Origin of the sequence: Zestosphaera sp., from assembly GCA_038843015.1 — an archaeon.
GTDB lineage: Archaea > Thermoproteota > Thermoprotei_A > Sulfolobales > NBVN01 > Zestomicrobium.
In genome coordinates this window covers 1-15,715 of the sequence record JAWBSH010000009.1, presented here as the reverse complement: position 1 = coordinate 15,715, position 15,715 = coordinate 1, and the positions used below count along the sequence as shown (strand labels likewise).

Annotated in this window: 21 protein-coding genes; 11 read left to right on the top strand and 10 right to left on the bottom strand. The window is 42.1% G+C overall.

The features are described 5' to 3' along the window. Positions 1-15 precede the first annotated feature (15 nt). Both fbp and tpiA read left to right on the top strand, forming a co-directional pair. A complete protein-coding gene (gene fbp / locus QXL29_06660) occupies positions 16-1,185 on the top strand; it encodes a fructose-1,6-bisphosphate aldolase/phosphatase (GenBank protein MEM2284274.1) in 1,170 nt (389 codons plus the stop codon). Between the two features lie 50 nt (positions 1,186-1,235). Then, positions 1,236-1,967 (top strand): triose-phosphate isomerase, encoded by a 732-nt coding sequence (gene tpiA, locus QXL29_06655; GenBank protein MEM2284273.1) that lies wholly within the window; start codon positions 1,236-1,238, stop codon positions 1,965-1,967. A gap of 43 nt (positions 1,968-2,010) precedes the next feature. On the opposite strand, the gene QXL29_06650 is transcribed toward tpiA, so the two are convergent. The 3 genes from QXL29_06650 to QXL29_06640 all read right to left on the bottom strand — a co-directional run bounded on the left by QXL29_06650 (position 2,011) and on the right by QXL29_06640 (position 3,912). Next, entirely contained in the window at positions 2,011-2,841 is an 831-nt protein-coding gene (locus QXL29_06650; GenBank protein MEM2284272.1) for a mechanosensitive ion channel family protein, read from the bottom strand. After that, positions 2,841-3,596, bottom strand: coding sequence for a DUF432 domain-containing protein (locus QXL29_06645; protein MEM2284271.1), 756 nt, complete (start codon positions 3,594-3,596; stop codon positions 2,841-2,843). Before QXL29_06645 ends, QXL29_06650 begins: the two co-directional genes overlap by 1 nt. A gap of 130 nt (positions 3,597-3,726) precedes the next feature. Next, the gene (locus QXL29_06640) at positions 3,727-3,912 is read right to left on the bottom strand and encodes a preprotein translocase subunit Sec61beta (GenBank protein MEM2284270.1); all 186 of its coding nucleotides are present in this window, start codon (positions 3,910-3,912) and stop codon (positions 3,727-3,729) included. Between the two features lie 63 nt (positions 3,913-3,975). Here QXL29_06640 and QXL29_06635 point away from each other — a divergent pair, with 63 nt between their 5' ends. Together QXL29_06635 and QXL29_06630 are read left to right on the top strand one after the other, a co-directional pair. Next, a complete protein-coding gene (locus QXL29_06635; protein ID MEM2284269.1) occupies positions 3,976-4,245 on the top strand; it encodes a MazG nucleotide pyrophosphohydrolase domain-containing protein in 270 nt (89 codons plus the stop codon). A 445-nt stretch (positions 4,246-4,690) separates the two neighbouring features. Continuing rightward, positions 4,691-4,951: a hypothetical protein gene (locus tag QXL29_06630; protein ID MEM2284268.1), complete on the top strand. Its 261-nt coding sequence runs from the start codon at positions 4,691-4,693 to the stop codon at positions 4,949-4,951. 351 nt (positions 4,952-5,302) lie between these two features. On the opposite strand, the gene QXL29_06625 is transcribed toward QXL29_06630, so the two are convergent. Then, complete coding sequence (locus QXL29_06625) at positions 5,303-6,925, bottom strand: hypothetical protein (GenBank protein MEM2284267.1); 1,623 nt, start codon at positions 6,923-6,925, stop codon at positions 5,303-5,305. A gap of 425 nt (positions 6,926-7,350) precedes the next feature. Between QXL29_06625 and QXL29_06620 the strand changes: the two genes are divergently transcribed. The 3 genes from QXL29_06620 to QXL29_06610 all read left to right on the top strand — a co-directional run bounded on the left by QXL29_06620 (position 7,351) and on the right by QXL29_06610 (position 7,964). Continuing rightward, positions 7,351-7,545, top strand: a complete 195-nt coding sequence (locus QXL29_06620) for a hypothetical protein (GenBank protein ID MEM2284266.1) — start codon at positions 7,351-7,353, stop codon at positions 7,543-7,545. Positions 7,546-7,608: 63 nt separating this feature from the next. Beyond that, the gene (locus QXL29_06615) at positions 7,609-7,776 is read left to right on the top strand and encodes a hypothetical protein (protein MEM2284265.1); all 168 of its coding nucleotides are present in this window, start codon (positions 7,609-7,611) and stop codon (positions 7,774-7,776) included. Beyond that, positions 7,764-7,964, top strand: coding sequence for a hypothetical protein (locus QXL29_06610; protein ID MEM2284264.1), 201 nt, complete (start codon positions 7,764-7,766; stop codon positions 7,962-7,964). Before QXL29_06615 ends, QXL29_06610 begins: the two co-directional genes overlap by 13 nt. On the opposite strand, the gene QXL29_06605 is transcribed toward QXL29_06610, so the two are convergent. Then, positions 7,961-8,434, bottom strand: coding sequence for a zinc ribbon domain-containing protein (locus QXL29_06605; GenBank protein ID MEM2284263.1), 474 nt, complete (start codon positions 8,432-8,434; stop codon positions 7,961-7,963). The two genes, QXL29_06610 and QXL29_06605, sit on opposite strands and share 4 nt — an antisense overlap. 115 nt (positions 8,435-8,549) lie before the next feature. Between QXL29_06605 and QXL29_06600 the strand changes: the two genes are divergently transcribed. Next, positions 8,550-8,933 carry a hypothetical protein gene (locus QXL29_06600; protein MEM2284262.1) on the top strand — a complete coding sequence of 128 codons (384 nt, stop codon included), beginning with the start codon at positions 8,550-8,552 and terminating at the stop codon, positions 8,931-8,933. A gap of 7 nt (positions 8,934-8,940) precedes the next feature. On the opposite strand, the gene QXL29_06595 is transcribed toward QXL29_06600, so the two are convergent. Then, positions 8,941-9,465, bottom strand: coding sequence for a hypothetical protein (locus QXL29_06595; protein ID MEM2284261.1), 525 nt, complete (start codon positions 9,463-9,465; stop codon positions 8,941-8,943). A gap of 200 nt (positions 9,466-9,665) precedes the next feature. Between QXL29_06595 and QXL29_06590 the strand changes: the two genes are divergently transcribed. Next, positions 9,666-11,057, top strand: a complete 1,392-nt coding sequence (locus tag QXL29_06590) for a hypothetical protein (protein MEM2284260.1) — start codon at positions 9,666-9,668, stop codon at positions 11,055-11,057. Between the two features lie 177 nt (positions 11,058-11,234). Here QXL29_06590 and QXL29_06585 read toward each other — a convergent pair whose 3' ends face one another. Next, positions 11,235-12,452, bottom strand: coding sequence for a tRNA (guanine(10)-N(2))-dimethyltransferase (locus QXL29_06585; GenBank protein ID MEM2284259.1), 1,218 nt, complete (start codon positions 12,450-12,452; stop codon positions 11,235-11,237). An 86-nt stretch (positions 12,453-12,538) separates the two neighbouring features. On the opposite strand from QXL29_06585, the gene QXL29_06580 reads away from it, so the two are divergent. Continuing rightward, positions 12,539-12,871, top strand: coding sequence for a hypothetical protein (locus QXL29_06580; protein MEM2284258.1), 333 nt, complete (start codon positions 12,539-12,541; stop codon positions 12,869-12,871). Here QXL29_06580 and QXL29_06575 read toward each other — a convergent pair. Then, positions 12,861-14,225: a RuvB-like domain-containing protein gene (locus QXL29_06575; protein MEM2284257.1), complete on the bottom strand. Its 1,365-nt coding sequence runs from the start codon at positions 14,223-14,225 to the stop codon at positions 12,861-12,863. The two genes, QXL29_06580 and QXL29_06575, sit on opposite strands and share 11 nt — an antisense overlap. An 81-nt stretch (positions 14,226-14,306) precedes the next feature. Here QXL29_06575 and QXL29_06570 point away from each other — a divergent pair, with 81 nt between their 5' ends. Beyond that, positions 14,307-14,795, top strand: a complete 489-nt coding sequence (locus QXL29_06570) for a hypothetical protein (protein MEM2284256.1) — start codon at positions 14,307-14,309, stop codon at positions 14,793-14,795. 9 nt (positions 14,796-14,804) lie between these two features. On the opposite strand, the gene QXL29_06565 is transcribed toward QXL29_06570, so the two are convergent. After that, positions 14,805-15,188 carry a Trm112 family protein gene (locus tag QXL29_06565; GenBank protein ID MEM2284255.1) on the bottom strand — a complete coding sequence of 128 codons (384 nt, stop codon included), beginning with the start codon at positions 15,186-15,188 and terminating at the stop codon, positions 14,805-14,807. Next, a partial coding sequence (locus QXL29_06560) for a phosphoglucosamine mutase (protein MEM2284254.1) occupies positions 15,185-15,715 on the bottom strand: 531 nt, incomplete at its 5' end. The genes QXL29_06565 and QXL29_06560, both read right to left, overlap by 4 nt.

Below are 15,715 nucleotides of genomic sequence, written 5' to 3'. Positions count from 1 at the left end.
ATGAGGTGTTTAGATATGTCGCAAGAGAAGACTACTATTTCAGTAATTAAGGCTGACATAGGTTCTCTCGCTGGTCACCATATAGTTCATCCGGAGACTCTTGCTGTGGCGACTAAAGTTTTAGCGGAGGCTAAGTTTAAGGGTTTGATAATTGATTTCTACGTGACTAATGTCGGTGATGACCTCCAGCTCATAATGACTCATAGGAGGGGAGTTGACGCGCCGGAAATACATGAGTTGGCTTGGAGCGCGTTTAAGGAGGCTGCTAACGTTGCTAGAGATTTGGGTCTGTACGCTGCTGGGCAAGACTTACTTTCCGAGGCTTTCTCGGGTAACGTGAGGGGATTGGGACCGGGAGTTGCTGAGATGGAGTTTGTTGAGAGACCTTCTGAACCTATAGTTGTGTTTATGGCTGATAAGACAGAGCCGGGCGCCTTCAACTTACCCATATATAGGGTTTTTGCCGACCCCTTCAATACTGCTGGTTTGGTTATTGACCCTAAGATACATGAAGGTTTTAAATTCGAGATCTTTGATGTTTTCGAGAATAAGGCAGTAGTACTCTCAGCCCCTGAAGAATCTTACGATATTTTGGCACTCATAGGGACTCCGGGCAGATTCATAGTGAGGAGAGTTTACAGGAAGCCTGATAACGAGATTGCTGCCGTAGTCAGTGTAGAGAGGTTGAGTTTAATGGCTGGTAGGTACGTCGGTAAGGATGACCCAGTAGCCATAGTTAGAGCTCAGTCAGGTTTCCCTGCAGTTGGTGAGGTGCTAGAGCCTTTCGCATTCCCGCACTTAGTTGCTGGGTGGATGAGAGGCTCTCATCACGGCCCGTTAATGCCTGTCTCGCAGAGGCACGCTAAGTGCACGAGATTTGACGGTCCACCGCGTGTCTTAGCACTCGGTTTTCAAGTCAAGAACGGGAAGTTAGTAGGTCCGGCTGACTTATTCGATGACGTAGCGTTTGATGAGTCGCGCAGAATTGCGCAGCAGATAGCTGATTACATGAGGAGACACGGACCTTTCATGCCTCACAGGCTGGGTCCTGAAGAGATGGAGTATACTACGCTACCTTCAGTACTTGAGAAACTTAAAGACAGATTCTTTGTGGAGAAGGTATATGAGGTAAAGAAGCCTAAAGTAACTACGTCGCTCTTGACTGGGAAGGAAGGCGAGGATTAAGTAGGTAGCTTCGGTGCAAGGTAAGACGCTGGAGTATGGGTGTGGAGTGAATGTATGTTTTAGCTATAAACTTTAAGAGCTATAAGACTTCCTACGGGTCGAGAGCCTTAAGTATAGCTAAGGAAGCAGACTCAGTAGCTAGAGAATATAGCGGTTTAGTAAGGGTTGTTTTGTTGCCGCCAGCTACGGAGATAGTAAGAATAGCTAGTGCAGTATCGTTTAGTAGCGTTTTTGCCCAACACGTAGATCCTGTTGATGAGGGTGCGTATACGGGGCACGTAACAGCTGAGATGATTAAGGAAGCTGGGGCTGCTGGAATCATGATTAATCATAGTGAGAAGAGACTTAGGATAGATGAGATAAGCTTTATCTTGGGTAAGGCTCGCAAGCTAGGCTTGGAGACACTAGTATGTGCTGACACTCCTGAAGTAGCGGCAGCTATATCTGTCTTAAGTCCTCATATGCTTGCTATAGAGCCTCCTGAACTAATAGGTACGGGAATACCCGTTTCTAAAGCTAAGCCTGAGGTAGTGACAGGAACTGTTAACAAGGTTAGAGAATTAAATAAAGAGGTTCTCATACTTACCGGAGCAGGCATAACAACAGGAGATGACGTTAAGGCAGCAATAAGACTAGGAACGCAGGGTGTTCTAGTAGCTTCAGCCGTCATGAAAGCTCAGGAACCTAGTAAAATAATTAAAGAAATGACTGAATCTCTCATAAAAGCTTTAGATCCACTTCCCCCTGCTCTTCAGGATGGGGGAGAAGGTCTGAATGCGTGACATGGTTGGTAGTAGGAGACTTCTTAAGGTCGGGACAACGTGCTCATGTCTTGTCTGTATTTTTATTTTCTAGTCGAAGGTTATTAGCAAACCAGACTACTCTTTGTGGGAAAGGTATGCTTATGCCGTTTTCTTCAAGTTTTCTTTTTATTTCCCATAATAGGTCCATTTTCACCGTGTACCATTCTTGTGATGGCGCCCACACACGAATTATTATGTTGACTGAACTCTCGCCTAAGTTATCAACGAAGACTTGAGGTTCGGGTCTCTTGAGTGCTAGTGGGTGTTCTTCAATTACTTTCTTGATTACTTCTATGGCTTTCTTCGCATCATCCCCGTAACTTATGCCTATGACGTACTCAAACCTCCTGGCAACATGTGCTGTGTAGTTAGTTATGTTTGATGTGAAGACTGCTGAGTTAGGTACTCTGACGAACAACCCGTCGTAAGTCCTTATTATGGTGGAGAAGATATTCACGTCTTCAACTACTCCAGTCACGCTACCTAGTGAGATGCCGTCACCTATTCTCACAGGTCTTTCTATGGCTAGGAAGATGCCTGAGACTAAGTTAGCTACTACGTTCTGGAGAGCGAACCCTATTATTATTCCTGTAATACCTCCTGCTAGAAGAAGTCCAGACAAGTTGATACCTAGTAGTGGGGTTGAGCCTATGAAGACAACGATTATTATAGTGTAGTAGATGATTTTCAATATCATGTCGAGCAAATTTCTCTTTATCTTATCTATGAGTGCTCTCTTGAGAGCCATGGTAATTAACTTAGCTAAAACAACTGTTACAGTCATTAAAATCAGGAATACCAAGATATTTCGTAGGGTTACGTCACCATAAATAACAGTATCTATTAAGCTCATCACAGACCCCACTCCATAACGAATCTCTCTTTAATTATTGGTAGGCGCTTCTGTCCTCTTATAGTTAAAGATTTACTCATCCCCTCTCTTAAGGGCTCGTCCGTGAAGGAAGTCTCGGCAAGTGCTTGCGAGAAGACGAGTACTTGAGCTGAGGTTGAGACGTGTTTATCGTCATAGTATATTGTCATGCCATTTACGCTCAATACTAGATTGTTTATAGTTACCCAGTACTCAGAATTATTAGATATCTGGAGTTTTAAAACCCCCTCTCTAAGTAAGTCTGTTTCAGGTAATTCAGTGGAGACTCTAGTCTGCCAGTACCTGCACACGACACCGCTTCTAGGCGTCCCATACAACGTGTACTTCTGCTTAGTTAAACTAAAGATATCTAAGATTTCTGAGTTCTTCCCGTTAATTATGAAAACCCCTATCTCGATAGGGAATGTAGAGTACGTCTTCACAGTTGATGAGGGTGCTATGACAACTGGTTCAGTAAACTCTAGTAAGATGAAGTTTGTTAGAGGTTTGGGGAGGTTGACGGGCTCTACAGGATTTATTAAGAGGTACGTGTCCGGTGAGTACGCGACGTATTTCTCTACGCGGGACCTTCCCTCACGTGAGTACTTTAGTAAACCCCCGTATTCGTGTAATACTATCTTAATATCCTCGAATTCCAGATAAGTGCTCTCTAAGTTAACTCTGCCGTAAAAGACCTTCTTGTTGAGACTCTCGCTTTTTTCGGAGGTATTACTCATTTCTCATCACTCAACTCATGACGATATTGGTGAGGAGTTTTATAGTATTTTATATGAGAGCAGTCTGCGTAACCCCACTGTTTCCTTTCCATCCCACTTTTTCCCACTTTCAAACACGATCTCAATTCCTCTAAGGAACAAGAACTGGTGCTAAGTAACCAAGCACCAACACAGCCACAGCAAATAATATAGCAATAAAGATTAACTGGTATGGAGAAATACTTACTTTAGCCTCAACTTCCTCAAAGAACCTAACTAACCCAGCACCAGACATCATGGAAGTCCTCTTCTTTTTCTTGCTTGACACCCCCAACACCAACACAAATAATACTAAACTAAATATAAACCTTAAACAAAAAACACATGAAAAGTGATGAAAATGCGTCAAGAAATAACCTTAAAAGAAATACAAGAATTAATGAGTAAGCATTACTTACAAAGAGACCGCGAGAGAGGCCTATACGCAACATTCACGTGGCTTATAGAAGAAATAGGCGAACTAGCAGAATCAATACTAAACCAAAACAAGAAAGCACAAGAAGAAGAAATAGCAGACGTGCTAGCATGGCTAGCATCGCTAGCCAACCTACTCTCAATAGACCTAGAGAAAGCCTTCAAGCAAAAATACCTAAACCCACAACCACCATAACAAAACTAGAAACCCCCACCCCTCTGTTTCCACTGGAAACTACTAAAATAATTAGAATAAAATTAATTTAAAATTATTCTATATAAAGAGATCATCATACAAAAATTGCATAAAATATGTTGATAAAATTATTTGAACTCAATACTATCACTGCATATTTATAGATAATTTTGTATGATGATCTATATATAGAGATCATAAATTTTAGTAAAAAAGAATTTCTAAGTTATTTGTTTTCTCCAGTGGAAACAGAGGGGTGGGGGTGTTGATTTTTATCTTCCTCTACATGTTTTAGTGATAGGGGGTATTATCCTTATTAATTAGCGGTGTTAGTTTTATGTGGCTCGTATTAAGGGGCGTTTCTTGATGTAGGTTGAGTTTTTCTTCTTAGTTATATTAATTTCTGTTTTGTTTTATTATATGGTTGGTAGTAATGGGGGTGTTTGTGCAGATTTTTAGGGATAAGAAGGAGATAGTGATTGCCGGGATTCCTACTCAGTGGGTTGCTGAAAGAATAATTATGGATATTAATGACATGATTCATAAGAAGGGTAATGACTTGACGTATTTCTTTGAGGGGAGCCCTGGGATTTACGGTAGCGGGATAGTAATCAGGATAGTGCTTAGCAAGTTCTTAGGAGAAGACGAGATTAACGTTCTAGCAAAGTATTTTGAGTTAAGGAAAGCGCATATAAGTATTCACTAGAGCTGATTCAACCTCACCCTCAACCGGACCGAGCAACTAACCTCCTCCCCTCCCTAAAGGACGAGGCTTTTAGACACGTAAAGTTCTTAATACACGCGCTCTACACACCATTCACAGAATCCTTGCTGAAAGCAGAACCTTCAAAGCACTCAAAACAGCAACTTCATAGCGAGTGAGACACCTATCATTAAAACAAACATAGACGCTCATAATATCTTAAACTTAATCCTAAACCTTGGCAATATTAGTTCCGAAAGATATAGAAGCATTAAATATGAGTCAGTTTTTGTTAAGAGCAGAACACACTAAATTTCATTACTTCTATGAATAGGGTAGTTGTAGTACCATTTACTACTTGCAACTGAAGTATATCCCGATTGTCACGTTGTAATAGCACGGAGAACACCACCAGCACCACCACGGTGGGTCTACCTTATACCTAAATTTACTAAAAGCTACGTCAATTAACTCAAGAACGTTATGGTCATTAGGAATTTCTGGTATATCGCCTTGATTAACTAGATTGCCTGTAACAAATGCTGAGCCCCCTTCCATTGATAATGAGACTCCAAATCTTGACAAGAATGCTGAGCAAGCAGCTCCTGCTACAGGAGTACCGAGCGCGCCGCACGCGAGAGCTGTTATAGCCCCGACCGGTATACCTACTTCGAAGTCGGCATCACATGTGTCGTAGTAGTTGAATATTTGTTCTAAGGCGACATACTCGCCCGGTTCTAGGTCTCCATTACTTAAGTGAGTGCCCGGAATAATGAGACGCTTTAGTGTAGTCCCGTTAAATAACATATTTATTAGTGATTGGTGAGGGAGTCCACTCTCACTCCCTCCAAGAATCGTAGACCCCTCAGTTAATATGTCCGCAATAATGGCCTCAACCTCATCATACCACGGAACACAATTGAATGGACCACAATTATAGGTGTTATACACTGTATATACTGGTCTAGCCCAGACCCAAATCCATCGAGCAGTGTTAGGAGGAACTATGTGGTTATACCCGAAATAATATGAAGTCCCGCCCCACGTGAATCCAGAGCCCTTCCATAAAGTTACAGAAGGCACTATCCCGTTGTTTATCTTGCTAAATATGTCTACTCCTACAGTGAAGGTTGGGTAAACACCTGTTCTAGCAGTTCCCACACCAATATTTATACTCATACCTATAGTGCCGCTAGTGTTGTTTTCATTAAGGTCGTTGCGCACTATCATGATCGGAGTCTTAACATAGAGTTTACCGTTAACGTTCTTGAAGTAACTACTAGGGAGTTGTGAAGTGAGATTTTCTGGCGTAACTCTCAAGACTGGAACCCTAATGATGGTATAGGGCGAGTAACTTGCATTGGTCTCAACTACGTGAAAACCTACTCTCACTAGATTTTGGACGTAGCTTGTTTCTAAATATGATGCCTTTGCGGAGTTCCTTATCGCATGGATTGTTATAGCTAACGACTTCCCACTAGCTATCTCGTAGGGGATATAGGAGATAGAGTCGTAGAACTGGAAAAAGACTTCACGAGAAGCTTCATTAAATATTATAATTCTTAAGATTAACCCGGAATATGTATTTCTCACATCACCTCCCCTAGATTCGATTGTTGAGACCCAATCCCTAGCTACTGCTATCCAGTTCTTGAGTGGAATAAAGAATTTTCTAGAAGCTCTAGAGTAAGACCAATGTAGAGTTACCACATCCCCCTCGAAGCGAGGCGGGGCAATGGCGTTAACCTCGACATACATGGAGATATTCTGTCTTTCTAGTACTTCTGTTATATCAACAACTCTGTGATTCTCAGTATCGATCTCATAAAGGTTAAGGTTAACGTACAAGCCAAGACCGCTGTGGACAGTGCTAGTAATGGATGACGAGATAGATACAGAACCAATTACTAGAGTTGCTAAAATGATCGACAGATAGATATGTGGTTCGCTAAGTATTGACTTAATCCTCTTTATCAAGAGTTGAGTACCCGTGTATATAGGAGCTTTCAAAACTTATAAGCTTTACCCATTTGAAAACAAACAATCGTAACAAAAAGATGGCCCTCGTGCGTAAGATTTTATTTTGCTTAAGTCATCAGTAGAGACACTCGTTTACTAAGTACTTTACGGTGATTAATAGACTTTCCGGTCTATAACTGTCTGGAACTACATAATGATGTCTTAACGATGACGTGACCAACTACTGCTCTCATATTTTAGGGATGTTGCCAGCGGATTGAACGAGAATAGAAAGGGGCTGTTTTCTTTTTGTTATTTTCTTGTGTTGTTTATGTGCTTTGTGATTGTTCGTGGTCTTCGTTCTGGAGGTATTTGAGTGTTATGAGGTATGCTGATGTTGTGTGCCTGTCTAAGCCGTACTTCTCTATTACGAAGCGGTGCTCATGCTTATAAGTCTTTACGTAGATGATGGTCTTGATGTAGGGATGAACTCGATGAGCTTGGCGAGAGGGACTCTAGGTGCACCCTGCTTCACTGCAGGGAGCCGGGTGAACCACGGGCAACCGCTGGAGACACACTCCCGCAGGCGGGGCGGGGGAAGAAGGAAGCCGTTGAGAAGTAGATGGCCGGGAGGCTAGATATAAAAGAGCATGAAAACTATGAACAGCCATCTACCGAGAAACGGTGGTGGAAGACCTTACATGCTGATTGCTTCTTTGTATGAAGCAACACACCTCATAAATAATTTAGGTATCGAGAATATCGAGAATCACATAATGCGTGTTAAGAAGTACTTGCACAAGAAGCTAAGTAGTGAGGGCTACGCGATTTACGGCCTCAGCGATGACCAGAGGCATTGTCGGGCATAACTTTAGTCAAGACCGGACTGAACAAGAATAGAGAACTCAAGTTAGTTGAGGAACTCAGCAAGAGAGGTGTGGTAGTATCTTATAGAGGAGCCTCAGGAATCAGAGTATCTACCCACATCTACAATAGCAGGGAAGACATAGATGTCTTGATAGACGAATTAAATAGACTTAAAACCCTAATTACCTAGATAGTATCTCCCAATATTCTGACCTCCTCCCCGCCCTGAAGGGCGAGGGTTTCGGGGAGGTTTGGAGCTACATTCCCGGCTATCGCCGGGTTTAGCTCTGCGCTCGGTCTCAGGCGCGTTACCCCTACCCCGTGTAGAGTGGGGCTCGGGGGTATGGTTTTTGTTTTGAATAGAATATTGTATGCTCCAACTAGGTCTGCGTTGAATACTTTGCTGTGTTTGTAGCACTTGAATAATCCTCTGTATACTCTTCTGTGGTCTTGGTTCTTCACTATACATAGTGGGCAGATAGTGGATGTATTCTCTTCGCTGACAAACTCCACTCTGATACCGTGCTCTTCTCCAATCTCAGTTATTCTCATCAACAGATACTTATACGTCCATATATGAACAACCTCGAAGTTGATTTTAGAGCTTTTATCGCTGTTTTGAGCTATGTGCTTTGGGTAATCCTCAACTTTACTCGGCAATAAAACACCACCCAAGCATTTTTAAAAGATGTAGTTAAAAATTACTCCCTATCACTTCTTAAGGAACGACTTTTTAAGTAATGCTGTTCTTAGAGAAGAATTTTTGGGTAGTAACATGAGTGAGCTCCTCACGTGCATCTCAAGAAGAATCTCACACGTTATCTCGAGCAAGTTTCCAGGCACTGCGCAAGCAATTAATGCCGTTATACGTTCGATAGAAGAAGAACCAGAAAAAATTATTGATATAAATCCTCAGCTTTACATAAGGCTAGTAAACGAGTTCAGCAACCTACACTTAATCCTCATAGTTTCATTCCCAAACGAGAACTGGATTTATGAGATCCTTGCTGCTCTACAAGGTAGTGAGGATTTAACAAGAGTACTACTCAAGAACAGAGATCAAATAATTAGGTACTGTGACGAGCAACCAGTAGAAGCTTCTAGCACGAGAATAAACGCAATAGAAGAAGCCTTAATGAGAAATGCCTCCTGTCACTAAAACCCTCTTATTCTTTAAGTAAGTCGCTAATCAAGTCAGCTAGCTTCTCATGATACTTCTCCTCTTCTATGAGCTCATCTACTATAGTAGATAATATCTCTATCCTCCTCAAATCTCTCGACTTTTCACTTGCTTCAATGATTAGCTTCTTTATAAGTGGATAAAGTAACTTTCCGTAAGTCTCCTCACCGACAAACTTCTCCAAGATTTTCATGCCAGCTAATAACTCGCTAACAACTCTTGAATCAGCCTTATCGGTTTTCACTATCTTCTCAAATAATTCCATAACAGTAACCCAAGGCTCCCCGACAACTGCAGAACAATCAACTTCTACATAATGCAGATTTAGGAATTTGAGTATACTCGACATTAACTCTGCGTGATTAAGACTTTCTACGGAAACCCATTTAAAAACCGTGCTTAAGAACTCGTCCTCAACCTTCTTACTCAGCTCACTATAAAATCTCGCAACCAGCCCCTCAAATCTCTCCGCACATATCAGCACATCACTTAATTCAAGCACTAAATTCACCGAATTATATAGTCAAGAAAACCTTTAATCATTTAGGCTCTCTAGAACCTATTGCTCATAAACATATTTTCACGATTAAGTAATGCGGTATACTCTTTAGAAAGCTTGTAAATAGCTCTTGAACAGCTAAACCTCGAGCATGTTGAAAATATTAATTGCTAGCGCCATCTATTATGTAGGCTCGCGAGGTTGGGTAAGGGTTGAGTGAGTCCCTTATTTTGTTTGTGTTGATTCTCGCGTCTCTAGCTATTGTTCTGTTATTCCACATCTCTAAGAGACTCAGGCCCTTAGCGAACCCTTTCCTTATTCTCTATGCTGTCTTTGTTATTTCTTTCTTGCTTCACGCACCATTTACACAGACTTTCCTGGGTTTGACTGGGTTAAAATATAGTGATATAGTTTATGGAGTGTTCTCAGTCAGGTTCTCTTCCGGATTAATCAATAATCAAGAGCAAATAGTTAGATACTGGCTCAAACCAAAGTCTTTCGAAGACTTAGTAAGTAGAACCAGCTTGTGTCCTGTCCCTTACGTAGACTACAGGTTTGAGTATCCGCCAGTAGTAGGCTTCTTCTGGTTCTTAACTACTTGCACTTCCTTTGTTATTTCAGACAAGCTAGCCGTAACTACTGACCAGTTCTTCAGCACTTCCTCGTCTGTAAACTACGTGCTTCAGTCACTAATACTATTTTCTTTCATGGCTTTATGTCTATATTATATTAAGAAAATCGCTTCTTCACGTGATTTGGGCACATGGAGGGCTATCCTCTTCCTAGTTCTTCCCTCGACAATACTATACACTACCTACAACTGGGACTTGATAGCTGCTGGTCTTGCAGTAAGTTCCCTATATTATTTTCTGAAAAAGAGTTACAAGGCTTCCGGATTCTTACTAGGGCTTTCCGTAGCTAGTAAGATACTGACTGGAGGACTCTTAATACCCCTTACTGCACACCTACTGAAGAATGTTGTGAGAAATGAGCAACCAGCAAGAAACTTGGCATCATACCTTACTTCTTTCTTGGTAGGAGGACTAGTACCCTTCATCTTAACGTATGTTGTGTCGGTTGAGGGGTTCTTCGCTTTCATAAATCATCACGCGAGCTGGTATTGTGAGAACTGTGTTTACGCGCTACTAGTCCAGGATATTTTCAGCCCGTTGCACAAGTACTTCTTCATGGCCTCAGGGCTAACAGCACTAACACTAATAGCTATCCAGACACTCAAGGGAACAAGAGACCTGATTCCGCTGGCTTATGCTTCAGTAGGGTCTATAGTAACACTAAACTACGTATTCACGCCTCAGATGATGTTGATGATCTCGCCAATCGCTATCTTAACGCTCGGCAAGAAAGAACTGCTTAAATATGTGGTCGCAGACACAACAAACTTCTTTCTAATAGTAGCATTCTTTGAAGACTCAACCCTCAGGTCAGCAGTATCGAGAATCATACCAATAAAGACAGGATTTAATCCATGGACCATAGACTCACCAACACAGTGGCTAGCAATAACTAGGAATTTGCTGATATTAGCGACGATAGTAAGGTCTCTAATTAATCATAGACAAGAATTCAAAGCAGTACAGACCTGACGTGAACTACATCCTACTCCAAGAATTTACAAGTTTGACGTGGGTATATTCACGCATCAATATCTTAATTCCCGCACATCATACACCACCATAGCCCGGACTAACGCCCTCCAAATTTGCTACAGTATAGTGGGTCCTTCCCTTTATCGCTTATTAAAACACTCTTCTGCTGAGTACTTAGCCAGACACACATTTCAGTAAGGCTTCTTGATCGGCATTCGTTCTAATATATTGTGGTGCTAGGTGAGTTCTGCTAGCCTTGAATCCTGCCCTCCTCAAACAATCCAGGACAGTCTTGACTGGCGGTATGTTAGTTTTTAAGAATTTAGCCAAGGTGATGAGGTTGTAAGCAGGTAATTCCGTTATCTCGTTTTCAAGGAGTTCTAATAGCTTTGCTATCTTATTACGTGTCTGTAGGTAGCTAAACTCGCTTAACAAGTCCTTGAGAATTTTAAGGAATGAGTTATTAGATAGTTCTCCTCCCCATAAAGGTCCTATAAGTTTTGCGGGGCTTCCACAAAAGGAGCATATTTCTTCCCTCACTTTATCAGTAAATGTTCTGAATCCACACTTATCACATATCATGAGGTAATGTATCTGGTTAGAAAGAACTTCGTTAGCTTTAATAGCTCCTCTAGAAACTTTCACGAATACCCTGTAGTAGTGGCCTGAGTAGAAGGAGAGTAACGGCGTTATCGCTCTGTCATGTGTAGCTCCTCTCCTAGCTATGAAACCTAATAAAACACGTAGCCCGACCTCAATACCGACGTCGCTAGGGAGTAGTTTGACGTCATATCTTCTAGACCCTGCTAAATGTCTAGACCCGCTTAGGGGGGCTGTATCTGTTGCTGTAATAGCTAAAACACCACTATTTCTGGTGGTCCAGACACCTGCATCAACGTATGGTGCTGGAGTCCCGTAAGGGTCTATGTCTACGAAGACGAAAGAATACCCTAAAGACTTCAGCATGTAGAGGATGGCGTTAGCATCTCCTCTAAAGACTCTCACCCTATCCTGAACTTTATTCATGCGAACATTTTCCTTGATCAACTCAAAAGCTTTAGGGTCTAAATCGTTAGCGTAAACTTCATCAACACCGGGCACTTCAACAGCGTATCTCACTGCTCTTACACCAGTGCCTGAAAATGGGTCGGCCACTCTAACAGGTCTCTCAAAATCCTGTGTTCTGAGTAAAGCACTTAACACAAGAACTGAAACGTCTCTATTCAGTGTCTGGGCTGGGTTATAGAAGACTGGCGCCCATGCAGGTTCATACACCATATCAGGTCTTAAGTACTTGAGAGGGTTTGGCACCTTAATTCTCGCCTTACCCTCCTCGATAACTACGTAATCTTCTGTCATTTCAGAAACACCAACCAAGCAAGGATTCCTCACCAGCCTCCTTCATTATTTCCTTAAAGAAGAATTAGGTTGATATCTTAAAAATCAATTAAGCAGGTAGAGGTATTGTTGGGGGAGTAATGTTAGACCTGTTCTTGATGATGGCTACTCTAATTCTAGTATTAGTCTCTATTACGGGCTATGACAAGTACGTAGCCGCGAAAATCCGCGGACGCTTAAGACGAGAGTATGACGTTAACGAATTACGAAATAGTTTAGGAGGATATGAATTAGATAACTTCACTAAAATGAAGGTCAAGAAAGTCAAGGCGTCCAAGATCGGTAGCTACTTAATAATTACTTTACTTGTGAGCGAGGGCGAGGAATCAGGGAAAGGTGAGGTGGTAGAAATAGATAACCCGGTTTTGTTAACTTACCTAGAGGATGAGGAAGAAACGGCTGCTACTTCATGAATTGTTCTTCAAACTGTTTTATCAACTTCACACTCTGCTTAGTGTCTATGAAGAGTTTTGATGCCTCCTCTATGTCTTCAGGTGTTATCTCTTGGTGTTTTCTGCGCTCGGCTATTATATAAGCAGGTCTGAGTAGCTGGACAGCGTACCTGAGGCTATGATTGGCGCCTATATCTGCTAAGCGCTCAAGACCCTCCTTACTTAGCTGGACTTCCTCTTCCTCTGCTCTTATAAGTATTATCTGCTTTATTTCTTCTCTAGTGTACGGTTTCACAGGAATTATCAGCAGTCTGTCTAGTAAGTCTAGAGGTATGCCGTGGGGTGCTTCAATGTCAGTCCCTCTTATCCTAGTAACTCCTCTGTTAGTAGCTAGTATCAGTATCGGCGAGAACTCAGACTCTAAAACCTTAGTTAAGAAAGAGAATGCCTCGAGGTCTAGAAGGTGTGCGTCATCTATGAAGAGGACGCCGGGCACTATCTCACCCTTACCCTCCTCAAGCCACTTCTTAACCATAGAATTGACTGATTTCCTCACGTCTTCATCGATTTCTTTCTCTAGTTCAACTCCGAATAAAGAAGTTATAGAGAATCTCTGGCTAGCAACATATAGGTCGAGGTCGTTAAACGTGAATACACGCACTATCTCTTTATCTCTCTTCACAGGTCCTGAAGGCATTTCTTCTTCAATACGCGTTGAGTCTATATCATAGTACTTAGCTTCCTCAACCCCCTTCACGCGACCTACCTTGTGTACTATGCCTGTCTCCGCATCTATCCATATGTGGTCTCCTCTCTTGATCCTGAGCTGAACTAACTGACTAGTTATTTCCTCACCTACCGATATAGTTATTGAGTCATCTTTTGTCTCAAGAGTTATTCTAGCTTCACCAGGTATTCTGGCATACGGGTTAAACGGATGCTTCACGAATCCTATCTTTATATTCTTAACTACACCCTCATAAACTTTCCTGAGCTCCCTAACCTTGACACCTATAGCTTTACGTACAGCCCGCATGAGCACCTCAGTCTTCTTTATCTCGGCAGAGTAAATCTCGGCACCATCTATAGCAACGAACGGGGTATCCTCGCCTAGCTCCCTAGCTATAGCCACAGCAAGCGCGGTCTTCCCGGTGCCCGGAGGACCAACAAATAAGATTCCCTTACCAGTCATCTTACCCTGTCTTATAAGATCAACCACCACACCAGCAGCTTTTCTCGCTTCAATCTGCCCTACTAAGCCCCCCGCCACGGGCTTGGGCTCCATGTTAGAGTCCAGCCCAAGACCCCTTATGTGACTGTGGAGACTCAAGACTATCTCAGATCTAGTACTCTTTATTTCTCTAATCTCACTCATTTTCTGACCCCCAATAATAATATAATAAGGGTCTAATCTGATTTATTAGTGCTAGATTAACTTCATTTAGGGGCATACAAGATGCCGCAAAAGCCTCAGCAAACCTCAAGCACGACGTCTAAGGAGTTAAGAATAATCGCTAGACCTGTGGCAACATTAGACGCCGTTAAAAAAGACCCTGACAAGCTGAAGCTCCTCACTATAATAGACCACCTCCAGGTAATATCTGAGAGGAGCTTAAACAGCCTAATATACGCGTTAATCAAAGAAAAGAATGCTAAGTTTAAGTATTCTTTCGTGTTAGTAGATCAAATACCCAGTAGTAAAGAGTTAAGTGAAGATATTCGATTACTTCTTTATTTAGGGCTAGTAGAAACGGAGCCGGCGTTGAGGAAGCTCAGGCTGACGAGTTCTGGCAAGGAATTCTTAGGACAGAATAAATTAGACGAAAGCACACTCAACGAATTGTTGAAGGCTGTTGACGAATTGAAGGAAAAGATACTTAGTGAGGAGAGAGTAGCTGAATTTTCTGCTAGGACTACGAGAGGCAGGAGGAGGTTCAGACGCTGAGCAACTCAACTACTTAATTTTCTCGCGAATCTCGCTAGGGAGCAAATCCATGTATTTTTTGAGGAACTCTTCCTCCCTAGATTTGACTCTTGGGTGTGACCTCCTATTATCTGGATACATAAACGGAATCCCGTTTATTATCGGGTACCACCGACTACATTTCTCACATAAGAGAACTCCACTCACAATATCTTCCTTAACACAGAGTTCACATTCTAACTTGCTGACGTCTAAAGAACTAACTAACTTCTCATGCTTACCACAGTAGTAATCACAGAAAGGCCTAGCAACAGCGTATTCTTTCTGTGAAGTCTTTTTCTCTATTACGTAGAGTTTCAGCGGAAAATTCTTACACATTGGACACGCGAGCAGATTTAGTAACGGAAACCTCATTTTAATACCTCACTAGTAATTCCTAGCAAGTCCTTAAGAATTTCATTCGCTTTGTTCTCATCACTCGCCTCTACGAAAATCCTGACTAGAGGCTCTGTCCCGGAAGGTCTTACTAAGAACCAGAAATCAGGTCCTATTATTTTCACACCATCTATAGTTATGCTTCTGTAGCCACTATAACTCAATAAAATCTTCTCTACCAAGTTGCTTACTAGACTCTTATCCCTCAATGGCACCTTAGTCTTTATCAAGTGTCTTCTAGGTAGCCTATCATGCAACTCGCTGAGTGAGACGCCTTCAGCACTTAATAACTCAAGCATTAATGCCGTAGTCATAGCCCCATCTCTCACCATTTGATGTGGTGCATACATAAAGCCCCCGTTCTCCTCAAAACCAGCCATAGCGCCCAAGCTCTGCATAGTTCTAGCAATCACTATACTCCCCACTCTAACCCACACCACCTCCACGCCGTACTCACGCAACAAGTCCTCTATTATAGTTGATGATGAAACAGCCGTAACTACTCG

Coding starts and splice junctions, on each gene's coding strand:
- fbp (MEM2284274.1), top strand. CDS start 16: ATGTCGCAAGAGAAGACTACTATTTCAGTAATTAAGGCTGACATAGGT.
- tpiA (MEM2284273.1), top strand. CDS start 1,236: ATGTATGTTTTAGCTATAAACTTTAAGAGCTATAAGACTTCCTACGGG.
- QXL29_06650 (MEM2284272.1), bottom strand. CDS start 2,841: ATGAGCTTAATAGATACTGTTATTTATGGTGACGTAACCCTACGAAAT.
- QXL29_06645 (MEM2284271.1), bottom strand. CDS start 3,596: ATGAGTAATACCTCCGAAAAAAGCGAGAGTCTCAACAAGAAGGTCTTT.
- QXL29_06635 (MEM2284269.1), top strand. CDS start 3,976: ATGCGTCAAGAAATAACCTTAAAAGAAATACAAGAATTAATGAGTAAG.
- QXL29_06620 (MEM2284266.1), top strand. CDS start 7,351: ATGCTTATAAGTCTTTACGTAGATGATGGTCTTGATGTAGGGATGAAC.
- QXL29_06615 (MEM2284265.1), top strand. CDS start 7,609: ATGCTGATTGCTTCTTTGTATGAAGCAACACACCTCATAAATAATTTA.
- QXL29_06600 (MEM2284262.1), top strand. CDS start 8,550: ATGAGTGAGCTCCTCACGTGCATCTCAAGAAGAATCTCACACGTTATC.
- QXL29_06580 (MEM2284258.1), top strand. CDS start 12,539: ATGTTAGACCTGTTCTTGATGATGGCTACTCTAATTCTAGTATTAGTC.
- QXL29_06575 (MEM2284257.1), bottom strand. CDS start 14,225: ATGAGTGAGATTAGAGAAATAAAGAGTACTAGATCTGAGATAGTCTTG.
- QXL29_06570 (MEM2284256.1), top strand. CDS start 14,307: ATGCCGCAAAAGCCTCAGCAAACCTCAAGCACGACGTCTAAGGAGTTA.
- QXL29_06565 (MEM2284255.1), bottom strand. CDS start 15,188: ATGAGGTTTCCGTTACTAAATCTGCTCGCGTGTCCAATGTGTAAGAAT.